Below are 22,840 nucleotides of genomic sequence, written 5' to 3'. Positions count from 1 at the left end.
CATAGGCGCTGACGTCAGACACCCACAAGTGTCCCGCGAGTCCGTCACACCCTCTGACGACGCATTCTTTGGCACAGAACGATCCCAGAAGGCGGCATGAAACTGAACTGATTACATCTTAGCTGAACCGCAAACCATTCCTAAAAAGCAGGACCACTTCAAACGGATAGCTCAGTTCCTTGATCACTCTCAAGTTAATCAAATATCTTGTCTAACGATGCCTCAGCCATAGATCCTGAGTTATAGCCACGTGATTTGGCCTATAAGTGTTCGAACGTGCAACCCAACGTATTTAGCTAATCTGTACTTGGTTTAAAAAACTTACCGACTGACATTTTTTTTCTTGACCGGTATCTTAGGCAACCTATGGTACAGGATAGAACAGGGTGGTACGTGATGGAACAGGATAATGGAATGCCAATGGTTGGCCTGGCTAAGTCAGAGCGCGTAGCTCAAGCGTTAGAACGCGAGATTAGAACTGGCTCCGTCACACATGGCGACCAACTCAATAGTGAAAATATGCTGATGCAACGGTTTGATGTCAGCCGCAACACCGTGCGTCGCGGGCTACAAATCCTCGCAAGCCGTGGGTTGATTGCGACCCGCACAGGCATCGGGTCTTTCGTGACTTACCAAGGGGCTACTCTCGACGATACACAGGGCTGGTCTGTCGCGCTTTCGCAGGGTCCTGGTCGACTAATTACACAACTTTTGGATTTACGCCGTGGAGAGTGCGCACGTACCGACGCTTTCTTAACGTCCCAAGGCCTAAATGCTTTTGGCGATTATCTGTGTATTGATCGCCTGAGAAGCGATGAGGCCTCTCAAGAAGGCGTTTCTTTAGAGTACAGCCGATTACCTTGGCGTGATGCTTTGGAGGATGTGCTGGTCGATGGGTTGATCGAGGATTCTCTAAACAAGACTTTGTCCGCTAAAGGGCTGTCCCTCGCTTCAGGGAATGAAACAGCAGGTGTATTGGCGCATTTAGGAGCTGAGGATGCTGCACTTATGAAACGTCCCACAGGAGCGGCCATGCTGCACTTGCGGCGGTTGACCAAAGCAGAGGACGGCTCTCTTTTGGAGTATGTCGAAAGTATCCTCGATCCAGATCGCTTTGGCCTAAGGGTGGATTTTTAGATGGATAATATTATGATTCAAGATCGTGCTGCGGGTGCTCTTGCAGGTGTAGCTTTGGGCGATGCGATGGGCATGCCATCTCAAACCCTGACCCGCGCGGCTATTCATCAAGCTTACGAACGGATAACAGATTTCATCGCACCGATGGATGGGCACCCTGTATCTCACGGATTAGAGGCTGCGCAATTCACCGATGATACCGAGCAGACGCTCTTGTTGGCAAAGTTGCTTATTCAGGGTGAATTTACCGATACTGCATGGGCAACTGCTCTGCTGGAGTGGGAAAAAGACGTGCGTGCGCGTGGCTTACACGATCTGCTGGGCCCATCATCAAAGGCCGCACTTGAATCGCTTATGGCTGGAGTTCCTGCAACTGAAACTGGGCTGCGCGGCACCACCAACGGTGCGGCGATGCGCATCGTGCCAGTCGGCATTTCGATCCCCTTTGTTGGGGCGCGCTTGGTTGACAAGGTTGAGGCCGTCTGTCGCGTCACGCATGCGACGGGTGAGGCTGTTGGCGGGGCCGCAGCTGTGGCCAGCGTCATAAGCCAAGGCTTAAGCGGGTTAGATTTCGACGCCACTCTTGAAGGAGCGCTTGAAGCTGCCCGGATGGGATGCGAACGTGGTAACCCGATAGGTGAACGCGATATGGCTGGCCGTATATCTTTGGCTCTTGATGTAGCTAAAATGGGTGACGAGGCCGCATTAGCAGCACAGATCGGAACCTCTGTAGCCAGTCGAGAATCTGTCGCGGCAGCCTTTGGTGTCGTGCGGTTGGCTAAAGGGGACCCTTGGCAGGCGGCTCTGATTTCAGCCAATATCGGTGATGATACCGATACTATCGGTGCAATGGCTAGTGCAATGTGTGGGGCTTGCAGTGGACTTTCCTCTTTTCCAACTGACAAGCTGGCAGTGCTAAAAGCAAGAAACCAGTTCCATCCCGAAGCTGTGGCACGTGATCTTTTAGTTCTGCGCGCGCAGCATAAAGACGGTGACGTATGACCAGTCGTCTAATTCAAATGTCTGGTGTCGTGGTCGATCTTGTCTATCAGGTCACAGACATTCCTCTTGCGGGCAACGAGGCTGAAGTGCGCAGCGCCACATTGGCAACCGGTGGTGGATTTAATGCCATGGTCGCAGCGCGTCGCGCGGGACTGCAGGTGTTGTTTGCGGGCACGATAGGAGCAGGCCCTATGGCCGACATGGTCGCAAAATCGCTTAAATCCGAAGGCATATCTCATATTGGTGCAAGCCTGGACGACGCAGATCAGGGCATTTGCACCGTTTTGGTCGATGACAGCGGTGAGCGGACGTTTATCGGCTGTCCCGGTGCGGATGGAGTTGTCTCTGACGCAGATGTTGCGAATTTGTGCCCCGATACGGAAGATTGGATTCTGCTGTCAGGGTATGCACTTTCGTATTCTAACAGTTCCGAAGCGCTGACGCGTTGGCTGCAAAGCTGCTCCAAGGGCACGCGTTTGGTTTTTGATCCGGGTCCCCGCGTCGCGACAATTGCACCGGAGACGTTACGCATAGCGCTTGAGGCTGCGCTTTGGGTCAGCGCCAATGCTGCCGAAGCATTGGCCATAACAGGAAAATCTGATCCAAGTGAGGCCGCTTGCGTCCTGTCAGCAGCCTGCCCTGTGAACGGAGGGGCAATTGTGCGCATTGGTGCGCAAGGTGCGTGGCTATCTCAGGGCGGCCAACCCGCCTGCCACATCCCTGGGCATGCTGTGCATGCCATCGACACCAACGGCGCAGGGGATGCGCATATTGGATATTTCATAAGCATGTTGGCCGCAGGTCTTGCGCCGACACAAGCTTTGCGAGCGGCCAACGTTGCCGCAGCACTTTCAACCACCCAAGAAGGGCCGTCAACGGCTCCACTCCTCAACTTGGTCAACGCAGTTCTCGCGTCGACATCAGAACTTTAGCTCAACAAGGAAAAGTATAATGACACGACTTCTCACGGCTATCGCCGCCGTTACTCTAACCGCTCCAGCACTACACGCTGATGAAATCCGTGTTTTGAACTGGCAAGGGTATGGGACAGATTTAGAGTGGGCTGTGGAAGCCTACGAAGAGGCAACAGGCAACACAGTTGTTCACGAGTATTTCAACTCTGAGCAAGAAACGCTTACCAAGATGAGAACCAACATTGGTGCGTATGATGTGGTGCTGATCAATTCCTCTTTCACGCCGCAAGTCGTGGCCGAAGGTCTGCTTGATCCCATCGACACCAGCAAACTTAAAAACTTTTCCAATCTCGACCCTGCCTTTGTTGGTAACGCTGGCTTGAATGGCGAGGGCGAGCTTTATGGTGTGCCTTGGGCTTGGGGCATGACCTCGATTGCTGTATCCAATGCTGATTTCGACGACATGCCAACGTCGCTTTCTGTTCTTTGGGATCCGAAATGGGAAGGCCGCGTGTCGATACGTGATGATGCTGTCGAAGCCGTGCAAATCGGCGCGTTGGCCACGGGTCAAAACATCAATGATGTTCAAGACCTTGAAGCCGTGCGCTCCAAATTGACAGACCTTATGCCCAGCATCAGCACCTACTGGGGGTCAGAAAACGACTGGAACCAAAACATGGCGTCTGGTTCATTTGCGGCCGCGACCTATTGGTCTGGTTCGGCGGCACGTTCTATCGGCAAAGGCTTGGATATTACGTTTGTTGTCCCCGACGAAGGGGCAATCGGTTGGCTGGACGGGCTGTCTGTACCAAAAGATTCTGCAAATAAAGATGCAGCTTACAGCTTTATCGATTGGATGATTGATCCTGAATTCTATGTCGGTTGGGACAAAGAGGGGGCTCCGGGCTCTGCCAATACCGCTGCCACGGCTGCGTTGCCAGATGATAGCTTCAATAAGGCAATTTTAAAGGACCCGACCTTAACCACTAAAGTTCAGTTCATGCAGCCGTTGGCGGATGAAAAACGCGAAGAATTCCTAAAATTGTGGCAAGATCTTAAGGCGGCACAGTAATATGTCAGGGGGAATAAATATCGCACGGACGGACAAACTTCGCGCTTTTGCGTTATTGTCCCCCGCATACTTATGGCTGACATTGGCCGTCTTTTTACCTTTGTCAGCCATGGCATTTTTCAGTTTTCTCACCGAAGTTCCTTTTGGTGATGCTGAATGGAGCGTGACTTTAACAAATTATAGCGCCTTTTTTGAGTCATCGACCTTTAGTCGATTGTTACTTAAATCGGTCATGCTTGGGGTGAAGGTCACGGCGCTTTGCGTGTTGATTGGTTTTCCATGCGCTTGGGTCTTGGCTAAAATGATCAAGGGACGCGCGCGTGAAGCGCTGTTTTTAATGGTCATCCTACCTTTTTGGTCAAACTCTTTGGTCCGGATCTTTTCTTGGGCCATCGTGCTGCGTGGAAACGGAGTGCTAGACAAATTTGTAAACGCAATCTGGCCGTGGGATGTGAAGGTAAACTTACTGTTCAGCGAATGGGCCATCGTGATTGGCTTGGTCCATTCTTATCTCCCTTACGTGATCCTGACGTCTTACCTTGCCTTACAAGCCATCGACGACAGCTTGATTGAGGCCGCGCGCTCTTTAGGTGCTAAATGGTGGACTATCTTGTGGCGTATCGTCTTGCCGTTGTCCGCTCCGGGGCTTTTGGCTGGGGCTGTACTTGTGTTTGTACCTGTTGTTGGGAGCTTCATGGAACCGCGCATCTTGGGCGGACGCATGGGCACGTATTACGGCACCCTGATTGAAGACCAATTTGTCGCCGTCTTTAATTGGCCGCTGGGGGCAGCTTTGTCCTTTATTTTACTGGCCGTTGTTCTCATCATACTTGCGGTTGCAAGTCCGATCTTGAAAAGGGCACAGACATGAAAGCTCAGCTCCGCACGCGCGTGACGACTGGCATTGGCATCTTTTACCTCTCGTCGATCTTGTTTTTTCTTTACGCCCCGATCCTTGTGATGGCCGCGATGTCTTTCAACGCATCCGAATTTTATCAGCTTCCCTTTCAGTTTTCGACCCAGTGGTATGAGCGGATGTGGGAAAATGAGGCGATCTTATCTGCGGCATGGCGCTCAATTTGGATTGCTATTGTGACAACAGTGTTTGCCACAGCTCTCGGCACCGCAGCATCAGTGGCTTTGTGGCGATACGACTTCCCTGGAAAGCGCATCCTTCAGGTGTTGCTATTTCCCCCCATCGCTATTCCTTGGTTGATCACAGGGACAGCCATGTTGATCTTCTTTTTCGGGGTTGGCATCGGACGTGGGACTCCTGCGGTTATCTTAGGCCATGTCGCTTTGGCGCTGCCTTATGTAATCGTTGTGGTGACAGCACGTTTGGCCACTTTTGATCGCACACTTGAAGAAGCCGCGCGGTCACTTGGGGCGCGCCCTTGGATGGTGACTCGCAGAGTCATGTTACCTTGGATAGCCCCCGGAGTGATTGCAGGTGCATTGTTCGCTTTTGCAGTCAGCTTTGATCAATTCGTAATTTCCTACTTTCTGTCAGAACCGGGCGATAGCACTTTGCCGGTTCTAATCTACACGGCGATCCGTAAGGGGTTCACCCCTGAGATCAACGCGATTTCAACCATTATCATTGCCGTTTCTATGGTCGTGATGCTGACCGCAGCGCGGTTTACAAAATTTGGAGGCGAAAAATGAGCGAAGTTCGCGTGAACAACATCGTTAAGACCTATAAAACTGCGCGGGCCTTGGATGATGTGACCCTGACCTTTCCGGATGGTGGCTTCTTTGGCCTACTGGGGCCATCTGGCAGCGGCAAAACAACATTGCTGCGCACAATTGCCGGCTTTGTCGAACCCGATACAGGTAGCGTAACAATAGGCGATAGACCTGTAGTCAATGTGCCTGTTGAGGCGCGTGAAATTGGTATGGTGTTTCAAAACTATGCTTTGTTTCCTAACATGACTGTGGCGGACAATGTTGATTTCGGCCTTCGCGTGCGCGGCGTGACGGGAAACGATGCCAAGCGCCGCGTCGCTGAAGCCTTGGAACTGGTGCAACTTGGGCCACTGGGAAAACGTTATCCGCATGAGCTGTCAGGCGGACAGCGCCAACGGGTTGCGATGGCGCGTGCGATCGCGCCGCGCCCAAGAGTTTTGTTGTTGGACGAGCCACTTTCAGCGTTGGACAAATCCCTGAGGGTCGACATGCAAATCGAGCTGAAACGAATTCAACGCGAAGTCGGGATCACCACCATCTTTGTGACCCATGACCAAGAAGAAGCACTGACGCTGTCGGACCGTATTGGTATCTTGAAAGGTGGGCGTTTAGTACGCGAAGGACGCCCTCAAGAGGTTTATGCCGATCCTGGCGATACTTTTACGGCGCGTTTTTTGGGCGAAGCAAACGTGTTCGACGGCAAACCTGAAGGCAGCCTGCTAGAACTGCTCGGTGGGGCTCGTGTGACGCGCCCTGAAAAGGCAACGCGGATAGCAGTGCGACCTGAGCACATGACGGTAAGTACAGTCGAGCCTGAAGGCCCTAATGTTCTGCGCGCAGAATTACGCCAACGCATTTTTGCTGGCGCTATGGGGACCTGTGTACTCGAGTGGCAAGGCCAACCCGTAAAAGCGATCGCGCGACAAGAAGAGTTCGATGGCCTGCCCGAAAAGGGCGCTGTTTGGCTATCTTGGTCTGATCGTCACGCCCGCGCACTTACTGTTGATTAAAGGTCGGAATCACCGCCGGATCACATCGATGCGGCGGGATTTTTCAGATGTCACAGCTTGGATGCCAAGCGTCAATACATCGTCAGTCCAAGCCGCATCTATTGTGGCGTCTCCCTGCACAGCATGAAACACATCTTTTGTGCTGGCTGTGGTTGAAATATAGATATGTCCGCCACAAGCTTCTTCGGGCAGGGTCAGACGAAACCGGTCAGCAGACAGGGACACCTGAGTGAAGCGGCCCATAATATTGGTTTCAAAGACGGTTGATCCAGCCCGGATCAATCGTAAAACTCCACCGCTCACATTCACAGTGCATAGCCCCAAAGGTGTGGCGAGTGGCCCGATTGAGACGTCCGCGTCATTGGTCAAAGAAAACCCTTCCCACGGCGTGACGTCAGAAATTTCACTCACTGCCATGGCCGGCATCAAAGCAGACCACGCATAGAACGTATCGGTGTCTGGCTGGTCTGTGGCCGCGCCCGTATCTGGCGAAAAGTTTTCTGCAGCATGGCGCGCATCCTGCCAAGGACCGCAAAATATCTTGTGACTCTCTGTGGCCAAAGCAGTCGCTGCATCGGTTTGCCCCATGCGACGTAACCCAGCCCAGGTGTACCAATTCATCGGTGGCCAAACCCGCCCGCGCCAATAAATCCCGTCATTAAAAGTAGGGTCGTCACGCCGCACTGACGGCAGGCGATACGCGCCCCCAAACCCCATTGGGTCGGCGAGTTGGGCCATCAAGCCCTCCATTTGCGCGGGCGTCGGAATGCCCGCAATCATTGGATAAAATGATGTAGGAGCAAGACTGTCTACAAAACGCCCGTCAAGCAAACGGTTGGCGAACACCTGCCGCGCGGGGTCCCATAATCTTGTCCGGATAGCATCCTTAAGAGCGTTTGTGCGGTGATGCATGGCTTCGGCTTCATTTTTACGGCCTTGTTGCATCAACAAATCGGCCAGCATTTCACCTTCCAGTGCCAATAAGGCATTCAGCCCCACATCGTAACTGTCCAGTAGACCGGTTTTAGCATCCAAAGTTGCTTGGTCATGCACAGGCGAATTGTCCATGGCGCTTTCGTCTTTTGCGCCAAGTTTGGTGCCCCGATACAATCCATGACCAAGAGGAGATGTGCCATAGCGGACCAGCCCCGTATTTTCAGGGTCACGGGTGCGCCACCACCAATCCCAATTACGCAGCAAAGCCGGCAAGGCGCGCGTAACCAGACCAGAATCCGGCCAGCGCAAAACATGCTGGGCAAGGATAAAACCTGCTATGGGCGGCTGCGATCGGTCAATCCATGCGTCGTTTCCTGTCAGCAAACATGGCAAATTTCCTTGCGGGGTGGCTCCAGCCAAAACCGCGAGCAAATTATCGCGCCCTAAGTCCGCAGACACCGTGCTGCCAAGCATCGCATTGAACAAAACATCGTTTAGCCAGACGCCAAAACCGCCGAATTTGGCTGTGGTCCAATTGCGTGACAAGGCTGTATATGGGCGATGGTTCACTGGGTCAAAGATCGTATTCCACGCCATAACATCGCGCACAGCAGACAGCGGGCTAGTGTCATCGATCTCATCAGATGATGTGTCTGGCACATCGAAACAGGCTTGTTGCCGCGCGCGATCCAATGTTTCATCAAGATCATCGCCGACCGCAAAGCCAAAGCTGGCAGCTGGAGCCTCTTCCAAATTGAAACGCAGCGCCAATAGTGGTGCCTGATCTGTGCGACTTTCTAAAAAAAAGTAACCACGTGACTCTAGCTCGTTTTCCAGTCCAGCTAAATCATCGTGTCCTGTCACCATTAGCGGTGCGCGATCAGGGACAACAACCGCCCAGCGGTGTCCCACTTGGACAATTGCGGCAGCAACCCGATCATCCCAATGCCACGACGTCCCATCTGGCGCGTCCAACGCGAGGCAAACCCAGAATCGAAGCCCCCATTCACCGTGAACTTTAGTGGTCCAACTCCCGCGTGTCGTGAAAGGATCAGCCTTATTCCAGCTCCAGTTAATATGGGTGTTTGCATGATCCATTTCTACTTCGACGTGCTCGGCGCATGGGGTGTGTGCCCCAAGTTGTAGGCCGGGTCCGGCGGGGAAATGTGTCGCGCGGCCAGTACTTGCAGCATAAGCTACAGGTGTGACTGATAGGCCAAGCGGCAACCAAACCATAGATGCAGGGCACTCAGAAGACCAAGTGCCAAAGGACCTCTCGGCGGCAATGCCCGCAGAGACGTCGGCAGGGGAGCCTGGGTGATCAGGGAACCGCTTCATGATGTCGCCCAATTTTCAATGATTTGCGACGTATCAGCGATTTCCACCTGACGATCAAAACGCAGTCGCAGGATCTCGAGCGCGGCGTTGTGTCCTTCAGGCGATCCGCCAGTAACAGCATCCCGCGCGACAATTACGCGTAAACCCAAGTCTACGGCTTGCATTACAGTAGAAAGAACACAGACATCGGTTTCAACACCAGACAGGATCAGCGTGCTAATTCCACGTTTTTCCAATAATGGAAGAAAAGCAGGGCTTGAAAAAACAGAATAGCCTGTTTTGTCGATCACCGGGGCTGATGGAGCTGCGTGCACCAATTCAGGCAGAACATCGATCATACCTACGGCCAGATGATCACCGGTGACAGTGCTCCAATGGCGATAATATCCTTGCCAAACGCCTTGTGCATCTTCGGGTCGGTGAGGCGTGATGAAGCGTGCAAAGCACGTAGCTTCAGGGTGGTGTTCTATCAACTTCTTCACAGGCGACAAGATCGCAGGAATAGTCCCGACCTGCCAATCCGTAGAGGCCGTGAATAAACGCTGTATGTCGATGACAACATGCAGCGCGCGATCAATTTCTCCAAAAGACAATTTCTCGCTCCCCTTAGTAACATAATCGTCAGGATTCAAAGGTGTAGCAGGAAGCATACTGGTGGCCTTTTACATGGATAAAAAAACTGTCTATCTGGCTGTTTCAAACAGGTCAAGCAGAGCTCAGCACAGAAGTGTTAATCCATTTTTCTGGCAAATTTTGCCCTACAAATTGTAAATAATACAATGACTTTATTTGGGTCAATGATAAGAGCCGTTTGCGGCGATCGACACTAGCGGCGGATTTTAGACATTCGCTGCATATGCACGGATGTCTGCTCCGCAGATTAAGATGCCATCGATACTCTTGGAGCAATGTAACCTAGACGGACCCGCGGGACACTTGTGGAGTTACTGTAGCTTGTCTCTGAGCGCCTCGTAAGGTGGTTTGTCCGTTGTGGGCACCGTGCGGCCTGGCGAAGCTGTAGAACCGTTCCCATTCGTCGAGTTTGGCCTTCAGATCGACGTCACCTTTGTAGCTGAGAAGTTGATAGAACTCCTGTTGATCGGAACGGTGGGATCGCTTGACCCATCACGTCCACATTCTCGAGATGAACGGCGAAAGCTACAGACTCAAATACAGCCGTAACAAACAACAATAATCCAACCTAAATCCAGATCAGAACAATGTTGGCCCAAGGGCCAACATGCGCTTTGGCACGCGTTAGCTATATGACAAGCACTCGCGCCAAAGCGCACGAAAAACAATAACTCAGTGGAGCAGTTTTACGCCGCGATCTGGCCCCTTTTTACTCTGCGATTGACACGTGTGCCTCTGGGCAACCGATTAAGACCGTTGCGTCTAAGGATACGGTAGGCTCCGGCATCTGAGATTTTGATGCCGGGGTAACGTGCCAAATACCAGACGATCCTTATGGGCCCCAAGTGATACTTGCGGCGCAGATACAGAACCTTCTCGATGATTTCAGCAGGTGTTTGATTGGCCGGGTTCTTCGGAATTGATTTGACATTCTTCAAGCCAGCCTCCCCATGCTTTTGATAGGCATCCCGCCATCTATAAAAGCTGGATCTCCCAATCCCAAAATACCGGCATGCTTTGCGTACATTGCCGATCTTCTCAGCATGCTGGAGCACTCTCAGCTTGCGTTGAATGTCACGTTCTTCGTTCGTCATAAAAACTTCCTCCACCCAAAATTGGGTAATTTACAGGAAGTGTCCCGAGAGGCCCTACATATCTACACCGTGGTGAAGCGCATCTTTAGCCCTCGTTGGCATGCGGCCAGACCCAGTCCCAAAGCAAAGTGTGTTTTGCCCGCGCCTTACACGGTGGATCCGGCAGGACGAGGTCGGTTCGACCAAGACCATGCTCGAGCGCGTGAAGGTTAGGTTTGACCTCTATCCCGAACGCCTGATCGCGGACATGACCAATGCAACCTGACCGTTCAGTCATCACAAGATATTTTCTTACGCCGCATCGCGACAGTCTTGCTCACATTACAGTGTTTTTCAATTTTTCTTGACGGACTGCAAAAATTGCACTCATAGTGTAAATATGCACTGTTAGTGCAAAAATAAGAAAGTAAGCCAGTGACAAAATCCGTAACACCCAAAATAGAAAAAACGCGTCGACTCATCCTAGAGGCTGTGGGTCTGTTACTTGAGGAACAAGGGGATCTGGGGTTTGCATTCGATGCAATCGCTAAAAGAGCGGATGTTTCACGCCGAACCGTATTGAACCACTTTCCCGACAAAAATACGCTTATGAAAGAGTTTTGGCTCTACGCGAATGAAAAATTGGAGCTGCACCAGTGGCCCAAAGATTTTGACGATTTAACAAAATTGCCCCCTGCAACCTTTATGGCTTTTGACGGCATTGAAGGCATTGTGCGGGCAATTCAATCATCGGAATCAGGGCGCAAGATGCGCCTATTGGTAAATGAAAAGCGTCGTGATGCTTATGAATCTGCCCTTTCAGACCAAACCCTTGACCCACAAAGCGCACGTCGCACAGCGGCGATCGTCCAAGCGCTTTCCAGCCCTCATGTTTGGTTGGCCCTGAAAGATTACTGGGACATGGACGGCCAAGAAGCTGGTGAAGCCGTAGCGTGGGCAATTCAAAAATTATTAGCCACACAAAAATGAAAATGACACAGAAACGGAGCTATAAATGCTAGAACTTTACCACGACTGGGACGCTGTGTGTTCCGTAAAGGTCAGATTTTGTTTGTATGAGAAAGATGTCGAATGGGTCAGCCGCCGCGTTGATCTATGTCGCCACGAACATATGCGACCAGAGTATCTTAAAATTAACCCCAACGGCACAGTGCCGGCGATGGTCCATAACGGGGTGCCCATTATCGAGTCTTCGGTGATGAATGAATATATTGACGAGGTGTTCGACGGTCCATCATTGGTGCCTAGCGATCCTGTGGCAAGAGCACGTATGCGCGTCTGGGTTAAGTTTGAAGATGATGTGCTTCACCCAGCAATTCGCCCCGCCAGCTATGCCCTTATGGTACGTCCTGTTGTGCGTTCCATGAACCAAGAACAACTTGAACATATGATGGCAAACCACCCGAATCCTGATCGTGCTGAAAACTGGCGTCGCACCATCAATGCGCCTGTGGATGAGGCTGCCGTGGAAGCTGCACGCGCCAAAGCGACTGCCGCGATTACACGCATGGATCAGTCTCTGGCTGATGGCAAACCGTGGCTTGCTGGGGACACATTTAGTCTCGCAGATGTAGCATGCGCCCCCATGATTGATCGTATGGAATGGTTGATGATGGCGGGATTATGGAACGATATGCCTGCGCTGAAATCTTGGATTGATCGGGTCAAAGCACGTCCAGCTTATGCAAAAGCCTTTCCAGACACATCACACCGCCTACCTGGGCCAGCCAACCCTGCTGAAGGTTCCCTTTATCCCGACGCTGTTTAACCCCCTCGAACAGGAGACTACAACTATGCGATTAAATACTACGTTTAACACCGCTATTTTCGCGGTGGCACTTTTGACTTCGTCTGCGGCTTCAGCACAATCTGAATTGCGTGAAGAAGTTTTTCTCTTACCTGCTCCGATGAGTTTGCCAGCATTTGCGCCCTTTCATGTTGCGGTTGAAAGAGGGTACTATGCAGATGAGGGCCTAAATCCGATTTTTCACATAGCAAAGGGAGGCGCTGATGTCGCTATCCAAGTCGCTGTGGGAAACGCGTCTATTGGCCTTGCAGCGGGTGATACACCAATCATAGTACGCCCGAATGGTTTGCCTGTAAAAGCCGTCGCATTGCTGGGAGGGCAGGCATTGACGCATGTCTCGATACGCAGTGACGAAGGTATTGAAAACCTATCGGACCTTGCAGGAAAGCGTATCGGCGTGATGAGCTTTCAAGATACGTCCTACTACAATCTTCTGGGCGTTCTCGCGGCAGTCGGCGTAGATCGCGACGACGTCGACATTCAATCGCTTGGGCCCGCAGGTATGACGCAATTGATGGTTTCTGGCGATGTTGATGCAATCTCAGCTGTTCCAGAATGGAGTTACCAGATCGAGACAGCAGGTGTTCCTGTCGATATTCATATGATCAACGATCTATTCCCCTCAATGACACAAGCAATTGTATCCTCTGATAGTGCCATTGAAGACGACCCTGAGCTCATTCAGGCATTTGTGAAAGCAACATTGCGAGGCTACTCTGATGTTATTGCAGATCCCAAAGGGACTGCTTTAGAAATTTCACAAAAGGTCGCCGCCTTTCATGGACAAGAGGAATCACTTGGTGCGATCTTGAGCCGTTATGCTGAGTTCGTTTATGCCTCGCCAGATGAGCTCGCTTTGGGTGAATTCGCCCCCGAACGATACACCGCCGTGCGAGATTTCTATGTTACTCAAGGGATTGCTAAATCCGCAAGTCCTTTGGACGACTACTACACAAATCAATTTGTCGACTAGTCATTCATGCGCCAGCACATAAGCCAATTATGTGCTGGCAATACAGCTCAGCCTCTTTTCATTCAAACACCAAGGGTCTTTTCAACCCAGGATGAATGACTGCGTCCGGGCGATCTCACATTTGTAAACATCCATTGTCGATCAATGAGGGCCGAGATCACGACCCCTACCTTGCGCGCACCAATAGCAGCTGCCCAGCAAGACGCGACCTTTCAACACTCATTTCATGTAAACTTCATCTTGCCACGCGAGAGAATTATGACAGCCTTGCTGCAAAAGGCGCAAGAACGCGGCGAGCTTTCACCTCACCAGTCCCCAGTGATGGTATGGACCATGATCCATGGCGCATTCTGGTACCGCTTTCTTAAGGCGTGGAACTCTGAATGCTAAATTCGCAAAAGATATAACATCAACAGTTTTTGACTGATGCCCGACAACACCATGTTGCGAAACATCAACGCAAAAATTAATGCGACGCGCCGTAAGGCAGAACGCAGTCGTTCAGTTTCGCCTTAAAACGATCCTCAAAATGACGGCCGCGTCAATATCCATGAAAATATCTACCGCGACCAAAGCGCCCCTCAGTCGCGGGTTTTCTTAAGCTTTTTCTGCAGAAGCGTGCCAAGGCGCGAACCACGCCCTGAGCCGACCGATAAGCGTGTAGAGTAACAGCCCCATAAGCGTCAAAACGACGATCACACCGAACAGCTCTGGCACCGCAAGTTCTTGCAGATAGGCGACAGCCAGATATCCAAGTCCTTCACTTCCACCGATAAACTCTCCGACAATAGCCCCGATCATGGCCATCACAACAGAAACCTCCATACCTGTCAGAACCACAGGCAAGGCCGTCGGCAAATCAAGCAGGATGAGCCGCTGTAAAGGAGTTGCCTGCAACATCGTCATAACATCGCGGTCCCCATTATCGACTGATTTAAAAGCCACGAGCGCGTTGGAAAAAACTGGGAAAAAGGCGAGTGCAGCTGCAATGACAATCTTTGATTCAAGACCAAAGCCGAACCAAAGAATGAATAGCGGCGCCAAGGCAATTTTGGGAACCAGTTGCAACAACACAATAAAGGGTTTCATAGCCCATTCCACAGCTGGAACACGTGCCATGATAAACCCAAGGCTAATACCAAGCGACACGGCGATCACGAAACCCGACACAGCCTCGGTCAATGTTATCTTTGCATGATGCCAAAGCTTGGGATCAAAGATCATTTCAGACAGTGCCTTTAAAATCGTTTCAGGTGCAGGTAGGACAAATGCCGAAACATCCGATGTATGTACATACCAAGACCAGAACAGTAAAAAAGAACTCACAGATAAAATCGGCAAAGCAATACGCCAAAAAGAAGAATTGTTCATTCTGCGCCCCCCACTAATGCAGTCCGCAAATGTGCCACCATATCTTGAAACTCTGTTTGGCGCTGTAAATCAAGTGATCGTGGTCGAGGAAAGGGGATGGCCTCAACCCCTGTAATTCGCGCGGGACGCGGGGCCAACACCACCACGCGATCACTCAAGAAAGCCGCCTCGGCAATAGAATGCGTGACCAGAATGGTCGTCACATCGGCACGGGCACAGACCTGCATCAGTTCCATGTTAAGCGCGTCTCGCGTCATCGCATCTAACGCCCCGAACGGCTCGTCGAGCAACAAAACTTGTGGATCTGTCACGAGCGCTCGTGCAAGAGATGCCCGTTGACGCATCCCACCCGAAAGCTGCGCTGGACGGTGGTTTTCAAAACCTGCCAGACCGACTGTTTCACAGATTTCATGCGCCCGCTCAATCCGCTGGGCCTTGGGCATTCCGGCAACACGTAGCGGTAGAGCGACATTTTGCGCGACCGTAAACCATGGGAAAAGCCGTGCCTCTTGAAACATCATCGAAATCGGCTTGGTCGCCGCCTTTGATCGCTTGTGCCTATTCCAAACGGACTTACCGCGGACATCCACGCTGCCCTCAGTCGGAAATTCTAGCCCTGCGACAATCCGCAACAAAGTGGTTTTGCCACATCCCGACGGTCCGAGCAGCGACAAAAATTCTCCTCGCTGCAATATGAGGTCGGCGTCAGAGATCGCAGTAACCGCTCCCTCGCCTTCACCGAATATTTTCGTGAGGCCGCGAATGGAAACCTCCACGGCCTCAGCTTCAACACTTAAGTCGCTCATGCACCAAGCGCCTCATCCAAAAGAGCATTGGTGTACAACGTGGTCGGGTCGACAGCTTTGCCGATCATGCCCTGCCCGTGCAACATTTCAGCGGCACCGGCCCAAACATCTGGAATATTGCGCAACAGGTTTTCTTCGCCCTTGGCCATCCAATTTTGCGCATTAGTTGCCAAGTCGCGTTTAGCCGTTTCTATATCACTCAAACCATTTACGTCATGCATCGATCCTATCACATTTAGAATTGGACCCAGGTCTGCCTCTGGTGTGGTTGCAATTTCTAATGCAGCACGGTGCGTTGCCTTGAGAAACGATACATATTTGGCCGAATTCGCGGCCAAATCATCTTCGCGCGCGACATAAACTTGTCCCGGCATACCATCATCCATTGCAAAGGCGTGAACTCCCTTACCTGTTGATTTGGCCTTAATCATTGACGAGGTATTGCCAATGAACGCTCCCGCTCTGCCCGCTTCAATAAGCGCAAAAGAGGCCGCGCTATCGGCAACTTTAACTTTCGTCGTTGTCTCCGGCGAAATGCCCCCTTTGAGCAGTAATAGATTGAGTGTGCCTTCCATGGAGCCGCCGAGTGAGGCCATGCCCACAGTACGCCCAGACAAATCCGATATTTTCTCTGCAGGGTTATCTGTCGATGAAATCACGAAAAAAGGCGATAGTTGCGCTATCGTGGCGATAGAAATCAGCGGTGCGCCGTGTTCTACTTTCGAAATAATGTAATTCGTTCCGCCAGTTCGGCCGCTGTCCATTTGATCCGCGATCACCATTTGTGATGCCATTGCCGCGCCTTTGGCGGCCTCGACCTCAAACGACAATCCTTCTTCTGTGTAATACCCTTTGGCTTCAGCATACAGTACTGACGCGAAGGACAAAGAGAGACTGAAAGGGGTAATGAACTTGAATGTTGTGTCACCAGCTGCGGCAGGGCCGCCTGCGCTCAAACAAATGACGGTTGCTGCGGATGCACCAAGAAATCCTCGGCGGCTTAAATTTTGAGTGGTCATATGTGCGTTCCCTGTTGATGTTTATTATATCTAAGATGATCGCGGTCATGTCTTCAGGATAGGTGCCGTTTTGCCCGTAAAATAAAAATGCTTTACCAAGACCAAAAATTAAGATCATACGAAATTAGACAAAATTATGCCCGTCAGAGCCCTGACCGCGCCCAGAACAGTTTTATACCAAATGTCAGTACCGGATTAATTATACCGATAGCAGTGCATCCCATGCTTTGTACGCATAGACCCAATCCGCATTTTCTGGTCTTTTCAACCAATTGTTCGCCAATGACCCTCGTTGAACGCGCGCAGTCCGATCACGGCGGGCCCCTTCATAAACATCGAGTGCTGCGGGCACAGTTTTGGTTGTTGCATTTGCAAGCGCCAATGACAAAACCACACCATCCTCAATCGCCATTGTCGCTCCCTGTGCCATAAATGGCACCATCGGGTGCGCCGCATCGCCCAAGATTGTGATATTTCCCTTCGACCATGCCTCCATAGGTTCGCGCACGTGCAGTGCTGAACAGGTCACCTCTGTACAGCAGTTCAACAGCTCAAGCACTTCTGGGTGAAAATCGGCATAGGTGTCACGCAGCTTTTCGATATCTCCGGGCAAAGTCCAGCCTTCCTCGCTCCAGTTTTCTTGTGGAGTTGTGGCGAAAACAAAAACCTCGTCGCCGCGCAAAAGTGGAAAGACCACAAGCTGAAGGTCAGAATTTGGTCCCCACCATTTGGTGAAACTATCAAGGTTGGGAATATCTTTGGCTTTTTCCCGCGCAAAGACCGCACGGTACGACACGAGCCCTGTAAACTTAGGATCGTCTTTACCAAAAAGCGTGTTGCGCACGACAGAATGAATACCATCGGCACCAATAACGAGATCAAAATCCTTGGATCTGCAGCCTTCAAACAGGATGCGCGCGCCGTCTTCCAGATGTTCAACACCTGCAATAGAAGCCCCAAAATGCAAAGCGCCATCAGGCAAGGCACCACAAAGCGCGCTCACCAAATCTGCGCGGTGAATGGTAAGCTGCGGCGCATCATATCGGTCGCCCTGCATTTCCAAACGTGACGTTTCTTCGCCCGTATCCCAAGTGCGACTGATGCGGTATTCTGGCTTGGCAGCTGTTTGGCGCAGGGTATTCCCGATGCCTAAACCATCCAAAGCATGCACGGCGTTTGGTGTCAAATTGATGTCCGCGCCGATGCGTCCGAAATGCTTTGATCGTTCGAAAATCTCGACTTTATGCCCACTTTTTATCAGCGCGAGTGCTGCGGTTAATCCACCCACTCCACCGCCACAAATTCCGATCGTAAGCATATAATTTCCTTTGGTATTAGCGTTAAGCACGCGTCGCATTGCGCAGTCTCTCAACTGTATTTCAAACAGAGTTTTCTAAGTTAGATGCCCCCAACGCTGACAGTACGTCATCAAATATAACTGTAGCCAAAACTAACATCGAAACGGGACGGCAATACCGGCTGATTACCCAACCGCGCGCCCTTCAACCATAGCCGACCATGGACCTGCATATCCTCGACTTCGAGATCTGAAAGCTGCGTGTTATCCAACCAAAGCCCGCCAAACCATTCAGAGTTTGCAAATTTGGTCACACCTTTGACATTTGCATCAGCCAACGAAAAATTACCGTATCCATCCACGTTTGACAGATCCAAAGGCCCGCCAATAGATGCGCTGTCGAACTGCGTCACGCCTCGAAACTCTGCATTGGTGAACATTGCAGTTTCGCAAACTACCGCTTGATCAAATCTTGCGTCATTGTGAAAAAGCGCACTACGAAAATCAACATCCTTGGCTGTAATACCGTTAAACCAACTAAGCCCCAGAAATGTTGTACCTTCGGCACTCACCCCATCAGGAAACGACGCGCCAGAGAAATCCACCCCAGCGACAAGCGCACCATCAAGGACAAGGCGCCCCTCGCAGGTCACGCCGCGCAAATCGACCCGCATACCAAACGTATGTGCGACCTCGATTTTGGAGCGGATATCTTGAGCTTTCATTATTCAGCCTCGACAGTAGCGAGCACAGTTTCGGCCCAAGGCAGCGCAACGTCTTCGGCCATATCACTGCCCGAAGCATCATGTGTCACGCGCTCGGTAATGAGTGTCGCCCCTGCGCCGATGAGCATCTCTTCAATCTGTTTTGATCCAAGGTTGAAAGTTTCGTATTCACGATCACCTAGCCCAAAAACACCAAACCGAAGTCCATTCAAATCGGGAGCGTCCTTCATCGCCTCTGCAAATGGTTTCGCCGATGCGGGCAATTCGCCATCGCCATAGGTCGAGCATACAACAAGATACACACGCGCTATATCTAAATCTGTTGGATTCACATCCGAAAGGTTTTCCATTAAGACATCATGCCCTGCATCCTCGAGAGCAGCTTGGATATCTTCGCAAAGCATTTCCGCATTGCCTGTTTCGGTCCCGTACAAAATGGTAACGTCCATCAATTGACCTCTTTTATCGTGCTGGCCTGATGCAACATCTCGGCCCGCGTGTGGATTTTTGTTCTACAACGTGCGGCCATAGCCTGTGTTGTCTCATGCTCATTTATGCGTTGCCAGCCTTGGTAAGTCACCATATTGGCGGTGCTTAAACCAAGTACATCTTGGCCCATTTTTTCACAATCGAGGTTTTGTTCGATGTCTTGAACAATGCGAGCAGCAAGTGCCAAGCTGTCGGTGCGGTTTTCTGCAATCGTACCGCGAGGACCGCGCCGAAACCAGCCCGCAGCGTAAAGCCCTGCAGCAAGATGCCCATCATCAATTGCTTCGGCAGACTCGATCAAAGCATCGCGATCTACGCTTGCGTCAGAACAAAACCCAATCGCAGTGATCAAGGCGTCGCAAGAGATCGTTTCAGAACCCTGCTCGGTCTCGACCGACAAGCCTGTGATTTTCCCATCTTGGGTTTCGATCCCCTTTGGCTGGCGGCCAAAAGAAAAAGTGATGCGCCTTGATCCGGTGTTTAACCCATCAATACTGCGCAAAGCCTCAAGCCCCTTTTCATCCCCAGATAGCGGGTCATCGACACGAATAGACACGTCTTCAAGTTTGCCCAATTCCCTGATCATCACAGGATCGAATTTCGCAGATTGCGCCGCAGACCGTCCGATGATGGTCAAGCTGGCAATGTCGCGCGACGTTAACCACTGGGTCGCACGAGGTGACAGATCAGACCCGTTAAATTCGGTTTCACCTTTTGCCAAAAGTCGCAAAATATCGACCGCAACATTGCCGTTGCCAAGGATAACTACATCCCCACCAATATCAGGCAAATCAGGTGCATCAGGGTGATCATACAGGGCACGCGTTAATGCCCCTGCACCGATCACACCGTCAGCTGTGTCAAAGTTCAAACTGCGATCGCCCGCAAGCCCTGCCGCCAAAACAACACCGTCATAGGCATCGCGGAGTTGATCTAAAGTGACATCTTGGCCCAACGTGACATTGCCAAAAAAACGTGCGCCTTGACGAGTGAAAACACGCTCAAATTGACGCACAATGTTTTTGGTGCCTTGATGATCCGCCGCCACGCCATAGCGCACAAGTCCATAAGGCACGGGAAGCTTGTCATAGACATCGACCTGCCAATCAGGGCGCAGTTTTAAAATCCCTTGTGCGGTGAAACATCCAGACGGACCAGAGCCGATGATCGCAATGTTACGCATATCAGCTCTCCGAATGTGTCGCGGCGACTGTCGCGGCAGCCCAAGGGTGGGGTTGCCCTGTTAAGTCAACATAAACCGATTTTTGCACCATATAAGCACGTAGACCAGCGCGACCTTTTTCGCGCGCCATACCGCTGTCTTTTTCGCCGCCAAAAGGCGCTGACGCAGAGAATTGCTTGTAAGTATTGACCCAAACCGTCCCTGTGGTGATGGCACGCCCCAAACGCATGGTGCGCGGAAAATCTTTGCTCCACAATCCGCAAGCCAAAGCATATTCATTGTCGTTGGACAGCGCGATAACTTCTTCTTCGGTATCAAAGGGCATCACTACAAGAACAGGGCCAAAGACTTCTTCACGACAGATTTTATTGGTGTTTTTCACATTGCCCAAAATGGTTGGCAAATAAAATGCGCCATCCGCCAACGCGGGATCATCAGGGCGTTTGCCACCTGCAAGAACAGTTGCGCCGGCAGCCACAGCATCATCAACGAATTCTTCGACAGAGGCGCGATGATCGGGATGCACGAGGCAAGACACCTGCGTCGTTGGGTCATGTGGATGCCCTACTTTCAGCGCTTTCGTCGCGGAGACCAAACGGGCCAAGAAACTGTCGTAGATCGAACGCTGCACAAAAAGGCGCGAGCCCGCGATGCAGCTTTGTCCTGTAGATGAAAAGACACCAAACAGAATGCCAGACAGCGCAAGGTCTTGATCCGCATCCTCAAAAACAATGGTCGGTGATTTCCCGCCAAGTTCCAATGACACTGGCATCAACTTTTGCGCGGCTTGCACCGCAAGATTGCGCCCCGTTGAGGTGCCGCCAGTAAATGACACACGCCCGATATCAGGGTGTTCAACCAACAGATTGCCAATTTCGCGTCCAGCACCAGGCAGCACAGAAAACAACCCTTTGGGCAGGCCAGATTCTTCGACAATTCGCGCCAGTTCAAGCGACACCAACGGCGACCAGCTAGCAGGTTTTAGCAACACGGCATTCCCTGCTGCCAAAGCAGGCGCGACTTTTTGTGCATCAGAGGCGATAGGCGAATTCCATGGCGTGATCGCAGCCACCAAACCGATGGGATCCCAAACAGACAGCGTCATCGCGGTGCCACGTTGGGTTGGCAAATCTTCGTCAGCGGTTTCTAAAACAGCTCCGAAATAGCGAAAGGTGCCCGCCGCAGATGTCGCCAATGCACGGGTTTCTGTCAGAGTTTTACCAGTGTCACGGGTTTGAATGCGTGAAATGCGATCAATGTTCGCTTCGATCCCATCGGCAATACGGTACAAATACCGTGCCCGTTCATGGGGTTTCAGTGCGCGCCATGCTGGATCAGCTTGGGCCGCTTTGGCTCGCGCGATGGCCCGTTCGCCATCTTCGCGGGACGCGCCCTTGAGAACACAATTAACAGATCCGTCCGCTGGAAAGATCGATGTGATCGGCGCGCCCGCGCCCGTTTCCCAAACGCCGCCGACATAAAGTTTGCCACTGGGTAGCTCTGTGATGATGTCGTCTGTCATCTTGTTCTCCTCAGATTGCAATGGGGCCAAGCCGATTGCGAATTTCACGTAGCACCGAATACACGGTTGCAAGCGATGTTTTGACGTTGCCGCCGCTGGCTTTGTTGGCGATATCCACGGACACAGTGGCAAGCGGCGAAATCAGTTCATAACGATGCGAATTGCCAGTCGCCGCAGGGTCCGCGATGAGCGTCACTTGGGTGGCATCGAACCCACCGCCAGCCAAAGCCAAGGCAGCCGCCACATTGGCATTTTTCGGATATGCGCTGGCCGCCTCTCTGGCTGTGCCATGGAAGAATTCCAACACATGATCAAGCGTGTCTAAATCAACGTTTTGCGCCACAGGGGTACCGACCCAAGCCTTGGGGGGTTTGGTCCCAAAATAGCGCAATTGCATATCGCCAGCGGGGGCCAGCCCCGCCAGAATATCAAGCCCGCCGACTGCGCCAGATGGTAAAATCATCCGTGCTTTGCCCTTACGCGCGGCAGCCACAAGAGTATCGTGCAGCGCAGCATCAGCCAAAGCGCCGATAGATACGACCACCAGATCCGTACCCGATTTAAGAATATCAGCACCATAGTTTAGCACTGCATCATGTCCGGCGGTTTCAACGACAAAGCTAGGTTGTGCCGCTAGAAACGCGCCTATATCGTCAACAAATGTTGTTCTAGCAGCAACAGTCTGCGACAGGCTTTCCAGCTTTTCGACTGCTGTTTCTATACGACCTGGACGCACAAGAACCGTGAGGCGCACGAGTTCCAAGTCACTCAAAAGCATAAACAATTCTTGTCCGATATTGCCGAACCCGATGACACCAAGATGCAT

At 51.7% G+C, this 22,840-nt stretch carries 22 protein-coding genes and 4 pseudogenes; 12 read left to right on the top strand and 14 right to left on the bottom strand.

Annotated elements, in window-relative coordinates:
• Nucleotides 1-396: 396 nt before the first annotated feature.
• Genes KO503_RS03960 through KO503_RS03930 form a run of 7 tightly spaced genes read left to right on the top strand, consistent with a single transcriptional unit; the run spans nt 397 to nt 6,821 of the window.
• Complete coding sequence (locus KO503_RS03960) at nt 397-1,137, top strand: GntR family transcriptional regulator (protein ID WP_215990274.1); 741 nt, start codon at nt 397-399, stop codon at nt 1,135-1,137.
• Nucleotides 1,138-2,139 (top strand): ADP-ribosylglycohydrolase family protein, encoded by a 1,002-nt coding sequence (locus tag KO503_RS03955; protein WP_215990273.1) that lies wholly within the window; start codon nt 1,138-1,140, stop codon nt 2,137-2,139.
• Entirely contained in the window at nt 2,136-3,071 is a 936-nt protein-coding gene (locus KO503_RS03950; protein ID WP_215990272.1) for a PfkB family carbohydrate kinase, read from the top strand. Before KO503_RS03955 ends, KO503_RS03950 begins: the two co-directional genes overlap by 4 nt.
• 19 nt (nt 3,072-3,090) lie before the next feature.
• On the top strand, nt 3,091-4,125 hold the full coding sequence (locus KO503_RS03945) for an ABC transporter substrate-binding protein (RefSeq protein ID WP_215990271.1): 1,035 nt from the start codon (nt 3,091-3,093) through the stop codon (nt 4,123-4,125).
• A 1-nt stretch (nt 4,126) separates the two neighbouring features.
• Nucleotides 4,127-4,996: an ABC transporter permease gene (locus KO503_RS03940; RefSeq protein WP_215990270.1), complete on the top strand. Its 870-nt coding sequence runs from the start codon at nt 4,127-4,129 to the stop codon at nt 4,994-4,996.
• On the top strand, nt 4,993-5,790 hold the full coding sequence (locus KO503_RS03935) for an ABC transporter permease (RefSeq protein WP_215990269.1): 798 nt from the start codon (nt 4,993-4,995) through the stop codon (nt 5,788-5,790). The genes KO503_RS03940 and KO503_RS03935 overlap by 4 nt, the downstream gene beginning before the upstream one ends.
• The gene (locus KO503_RS03930; protein WP_215990268.1) at nt 5,787-6,821 is read left to right on the top strand and encodes an ABC transporter ATP-binding protein; all 1,035 of its coding nucleotides are present in this window, start codon (nt 5,787-5,789) and stop codon (nt 6,819-6,821) included. Before KO503_RS03935 ends, KO503_RS03930 begins: the two co-directional genes overlap by 4 nt.
• Nucleotides 6,822-6,830: 9 nt before the next feature.
• On the opposite strand, the gene KO503_RS03925 is transcribed toward KO503_RS03930, so the two are convergent.
• The 3 genes and pseudogenes from KO503_RS03925 to KO503_RS03915 form a co-directional block, all read right to left on the bottom strand.
• A complete protein-coding gene (locus tag KO503_RS03925) occupies nt 6,831-9,095 on the bottom strand; it encodes an MGH1-like glycoside hydrolase domain-containing protein (RefSeq protein WP_215990267.1) in 2,265 nt (754 codons plus the stop codon).
• Nucleotides 9,092-9,745, bottom strand: a complete 654-nt coding sequence (locus tag KO503_RS03920) for a cysteine hydrolase family protein (protein WP_215990266.1) — start codon at nt 9,743-9,745, stop codon at nt 9,092-9,094. Before KO503_RS03920 ends, KO503_RS03925 begins: the two co-directional genes overlap by 4 nt.
• A 294-nt stretch (nt 9,746-10,039) precedes the next feature.
• Nucleotides 10,040-10,217 (bottom strand): annotated as a pseudogene (locus KO503_RS03915) (IS481 family transposase); the annotation flags it as partial.
• On the opposite strand from KO503_RS03915, the pseudogene KO503_RS17985 reads away from it, so the two are divergent.
• A pseudogene (locus KO503_RS17985) lies at nt 10,207-10,290 on the top strand (ATP-binding protein); the annotation flags it as partial. The pseudogenes KO503_RS03915 and KO503_RS17985 overlap by 11 nt on opposite strands.
• A gap of 154 nt (nt 10,291-10,444) precedes the next feature.
• Here KO503_RS17985 and KO503_RS03905 read toward each other — a convergent pair.
• Together KO503_RS03905 and KO503_RS03900 are read right to left on the bottom strand one after the other, a co-directional pair.
• Nucleotides 10,445-10,822, bottom strand: a pseudogene (locus tag KO503_RS03905) (helix-turn-helix domain-containing protein); the annotation flags it as partial.
• Between the two features lie 62 nt (nt 10,823-10,884).
• Nucleotides 10,885-10,956: pseudogene (locus KO503_RS03900) on the bottom strand (hypothetical protein); the annotation flags it as partial.
• Between the two features lie 280 nt (nt 10,957-11,236).
• On the opposite strand from KO503_RS03900, the gene KO503_RS03895 reads away from it, so the two are divergent.
• The 4 genes from KO503_RS03895 (at nt 11,237) to KO503_RS03880 (ending at nt 13,992) form a co-directional block, all read left to right on the top strand.
• A complete protein-coding gene (locus KO503_RS03895) occupies nt 11,237-11,791 on the top strand; it encodes a TetR/AcrR family transcriptional regulator (protein WP_215990265.1) in 555 nt (184 codons plus the stop codon).
• Nucleotides 11,792-11,816: 25 nt separating this feature from the next.
• Complete coding sequence (locus tag KO503_RS03890; RefSeq protein ID WP_215990264.1) at nt 11,817-12,590, top strand: glutathione S-transferase family protein; 774 nt, start codon at nt 11,817-11,819, stop codon at nt 12,588-12,590.
• On the top strand, nt 12,505-13,602 hold the full coding sequence (locus tag KO503_RS03885; protein ID WP_215990263.1) for an ABC transporter substrate-binding protein: 1,098 nt from the start codon (nt 12,505-12,507) through the stop codon (nt 13,600-13,602). The genes KO503_RS03890 and KO503_RS03885 overlap by 86 nt, the downstream gene beginning before the upstream one ends.
• Before the next feature lie 99 nt (nt 13,603-13,701).
• Nucleotides 13,702-13,992, top strand: coding sequence for a TetR-like C-terminal domain-containing protein (locus KO503_RS03880; RefSeq protein WP_290122906.1), 291 nt, complete (start codon nt 13,702-13,704; stop codon nt 13,990-13,992).
• Nucleotides 13,993-14,199: 207 nt separating this feature from the next.
• Here the strand turns inward: KO503_RS03880 and KO503_RS03875 are convergent, their stop codons facing one another.
• The 9 genes from KO503_RS03875 to KO503_RS03835 all read right to left on the bottom strand — a co-directional run bounded on the left by KO503_RS03875 (nt 14,200) and on the right by KO503_RS03835 (nt 22,840).
• Nucleotides 14,200-14,973 (bottom strand): ABC transporter permease, encoded by a 774-nt coding sequence (locus KO503_RS03875; RefSeq protein ID WP_215990261.1) that lies wholly within the window; start codon nt 14,971-14,973, stop codon nt 14,200-14,202.
• The gene (locus tag KO503_RS03870; protein ID WP_215990260.1) at nt 14,970-15,779 is read right to left on the bottom strand and encodes an ABC transporter ATP-binding protein; all 810 of its coding nucleotides are present in this window, start codon (nt 15,777-15,779) and stop codon (nt 14,970-14,972) included. The genes KO503_RS03875 and KO503_RS03870 overlap by 4 nt, the downstream gene beginning before the upstream one ends.
• A complete protein-coding gene (locus KO503_RS03865) occupies nt 15,776-16,798 on the bottom strand; it encodes an ABC transporter substrate-binding protein (protein WP_215990259.1) in 1,023 nt (340 codons plus the stop codon). The genes KO503_RS03870 and KO503_RS03865 overlap by 4 nt, the downstream gene beginning before the upstream one ends.
• Nucleotides 16,799-16,997: 199 nt before the next feature.
• Nucleotides 16,998-18,116 (bottom strand): FAD-dependent monooxygenase, encoded by a 1,119-nt coding sequence (locus tag KO503_RS03860; protein ID WP_215990258.1) that lies wholly within the window; start codon nt 18,114-18,116, stop codon nt 16,998-17,000.
• A gap of 110 nt (nt 18,117-18,226) precedes the next feature.
• Nucleotides 18,227-18,820 carry a pentapeptide repeat-containing protein gene (locus KO503_RS03855; protein WP_215990257.1) on the bottom strand — a complete coding sequence of 198 codons (594 nt, stop codon included), beginning with the start codon at nt 18,818-18,820 and terminating at the stop codon, nt 18,227-18,229.
• Nucleotides 18,820-19,269, bottom strand: a complete 450-nt coding sequence (locus tag KO503_RS03850) for a flavodoxin domain-containing protein (protein ID WP_215990256.1) — start codon at nt 19,267-19,269, stop codon at nt 18,820-18,822. Before KO503_RS03850 ends, KO503_RS03855 begins: the two co-directional genes overlap by 1 nt.
• On the bottom strand, nt 19,269-20,492 hold the full coding sequence (locus tag KO503_RS03845) for a hypothetical protein (RefSeq protein WP_215990255.1): 1,224 nt from the start codon (nt 20,490-20,492) through the stop codon (nt 19,269-19,271). The genes KO503_RS03850 and KO503_RS03845 overlap by 1 nt, the downstream gene beginning before the upstream one ends.
• A gap of 1 nt (nt 20,493) precedes the next feature.
• Entirely contained in the window at nt 20,494-22,014 is a 1,521-nt protein-coding gene (locus KO503_RS03840) for an aldehyde dehydrogenase (RefSeq protein WP_215990254.1), read from the bottom strand.
• A 10-nt stretch (nt 22,015-22,024) separates the two neighbouring features.
• Nucleotides 22,025-22,840: an aspartate dehydrogenase gene (locus KO503_RS03835; protein WP_215990253.1), complete on the bottom strand. Its 816-nt coding sequence runs from the start codon at nt 22,838-22,840 to the stop codon at nt 22,025-22,027.

The organism is Pacificibacter marinus (assembly GCF_018860505.1).
In the GTDB taxonomy this organism is placed as follows: domain Bacteria; phylum Pseudomonadota; class Alphaproteobacteria; order Rhodobacterales; family Rhodobacteraceae; genus Celeribacter; species Celeribacter marinus_B.
This window is presented reverse-complemented; position numbering and strand designations above follow the sequence as displayed.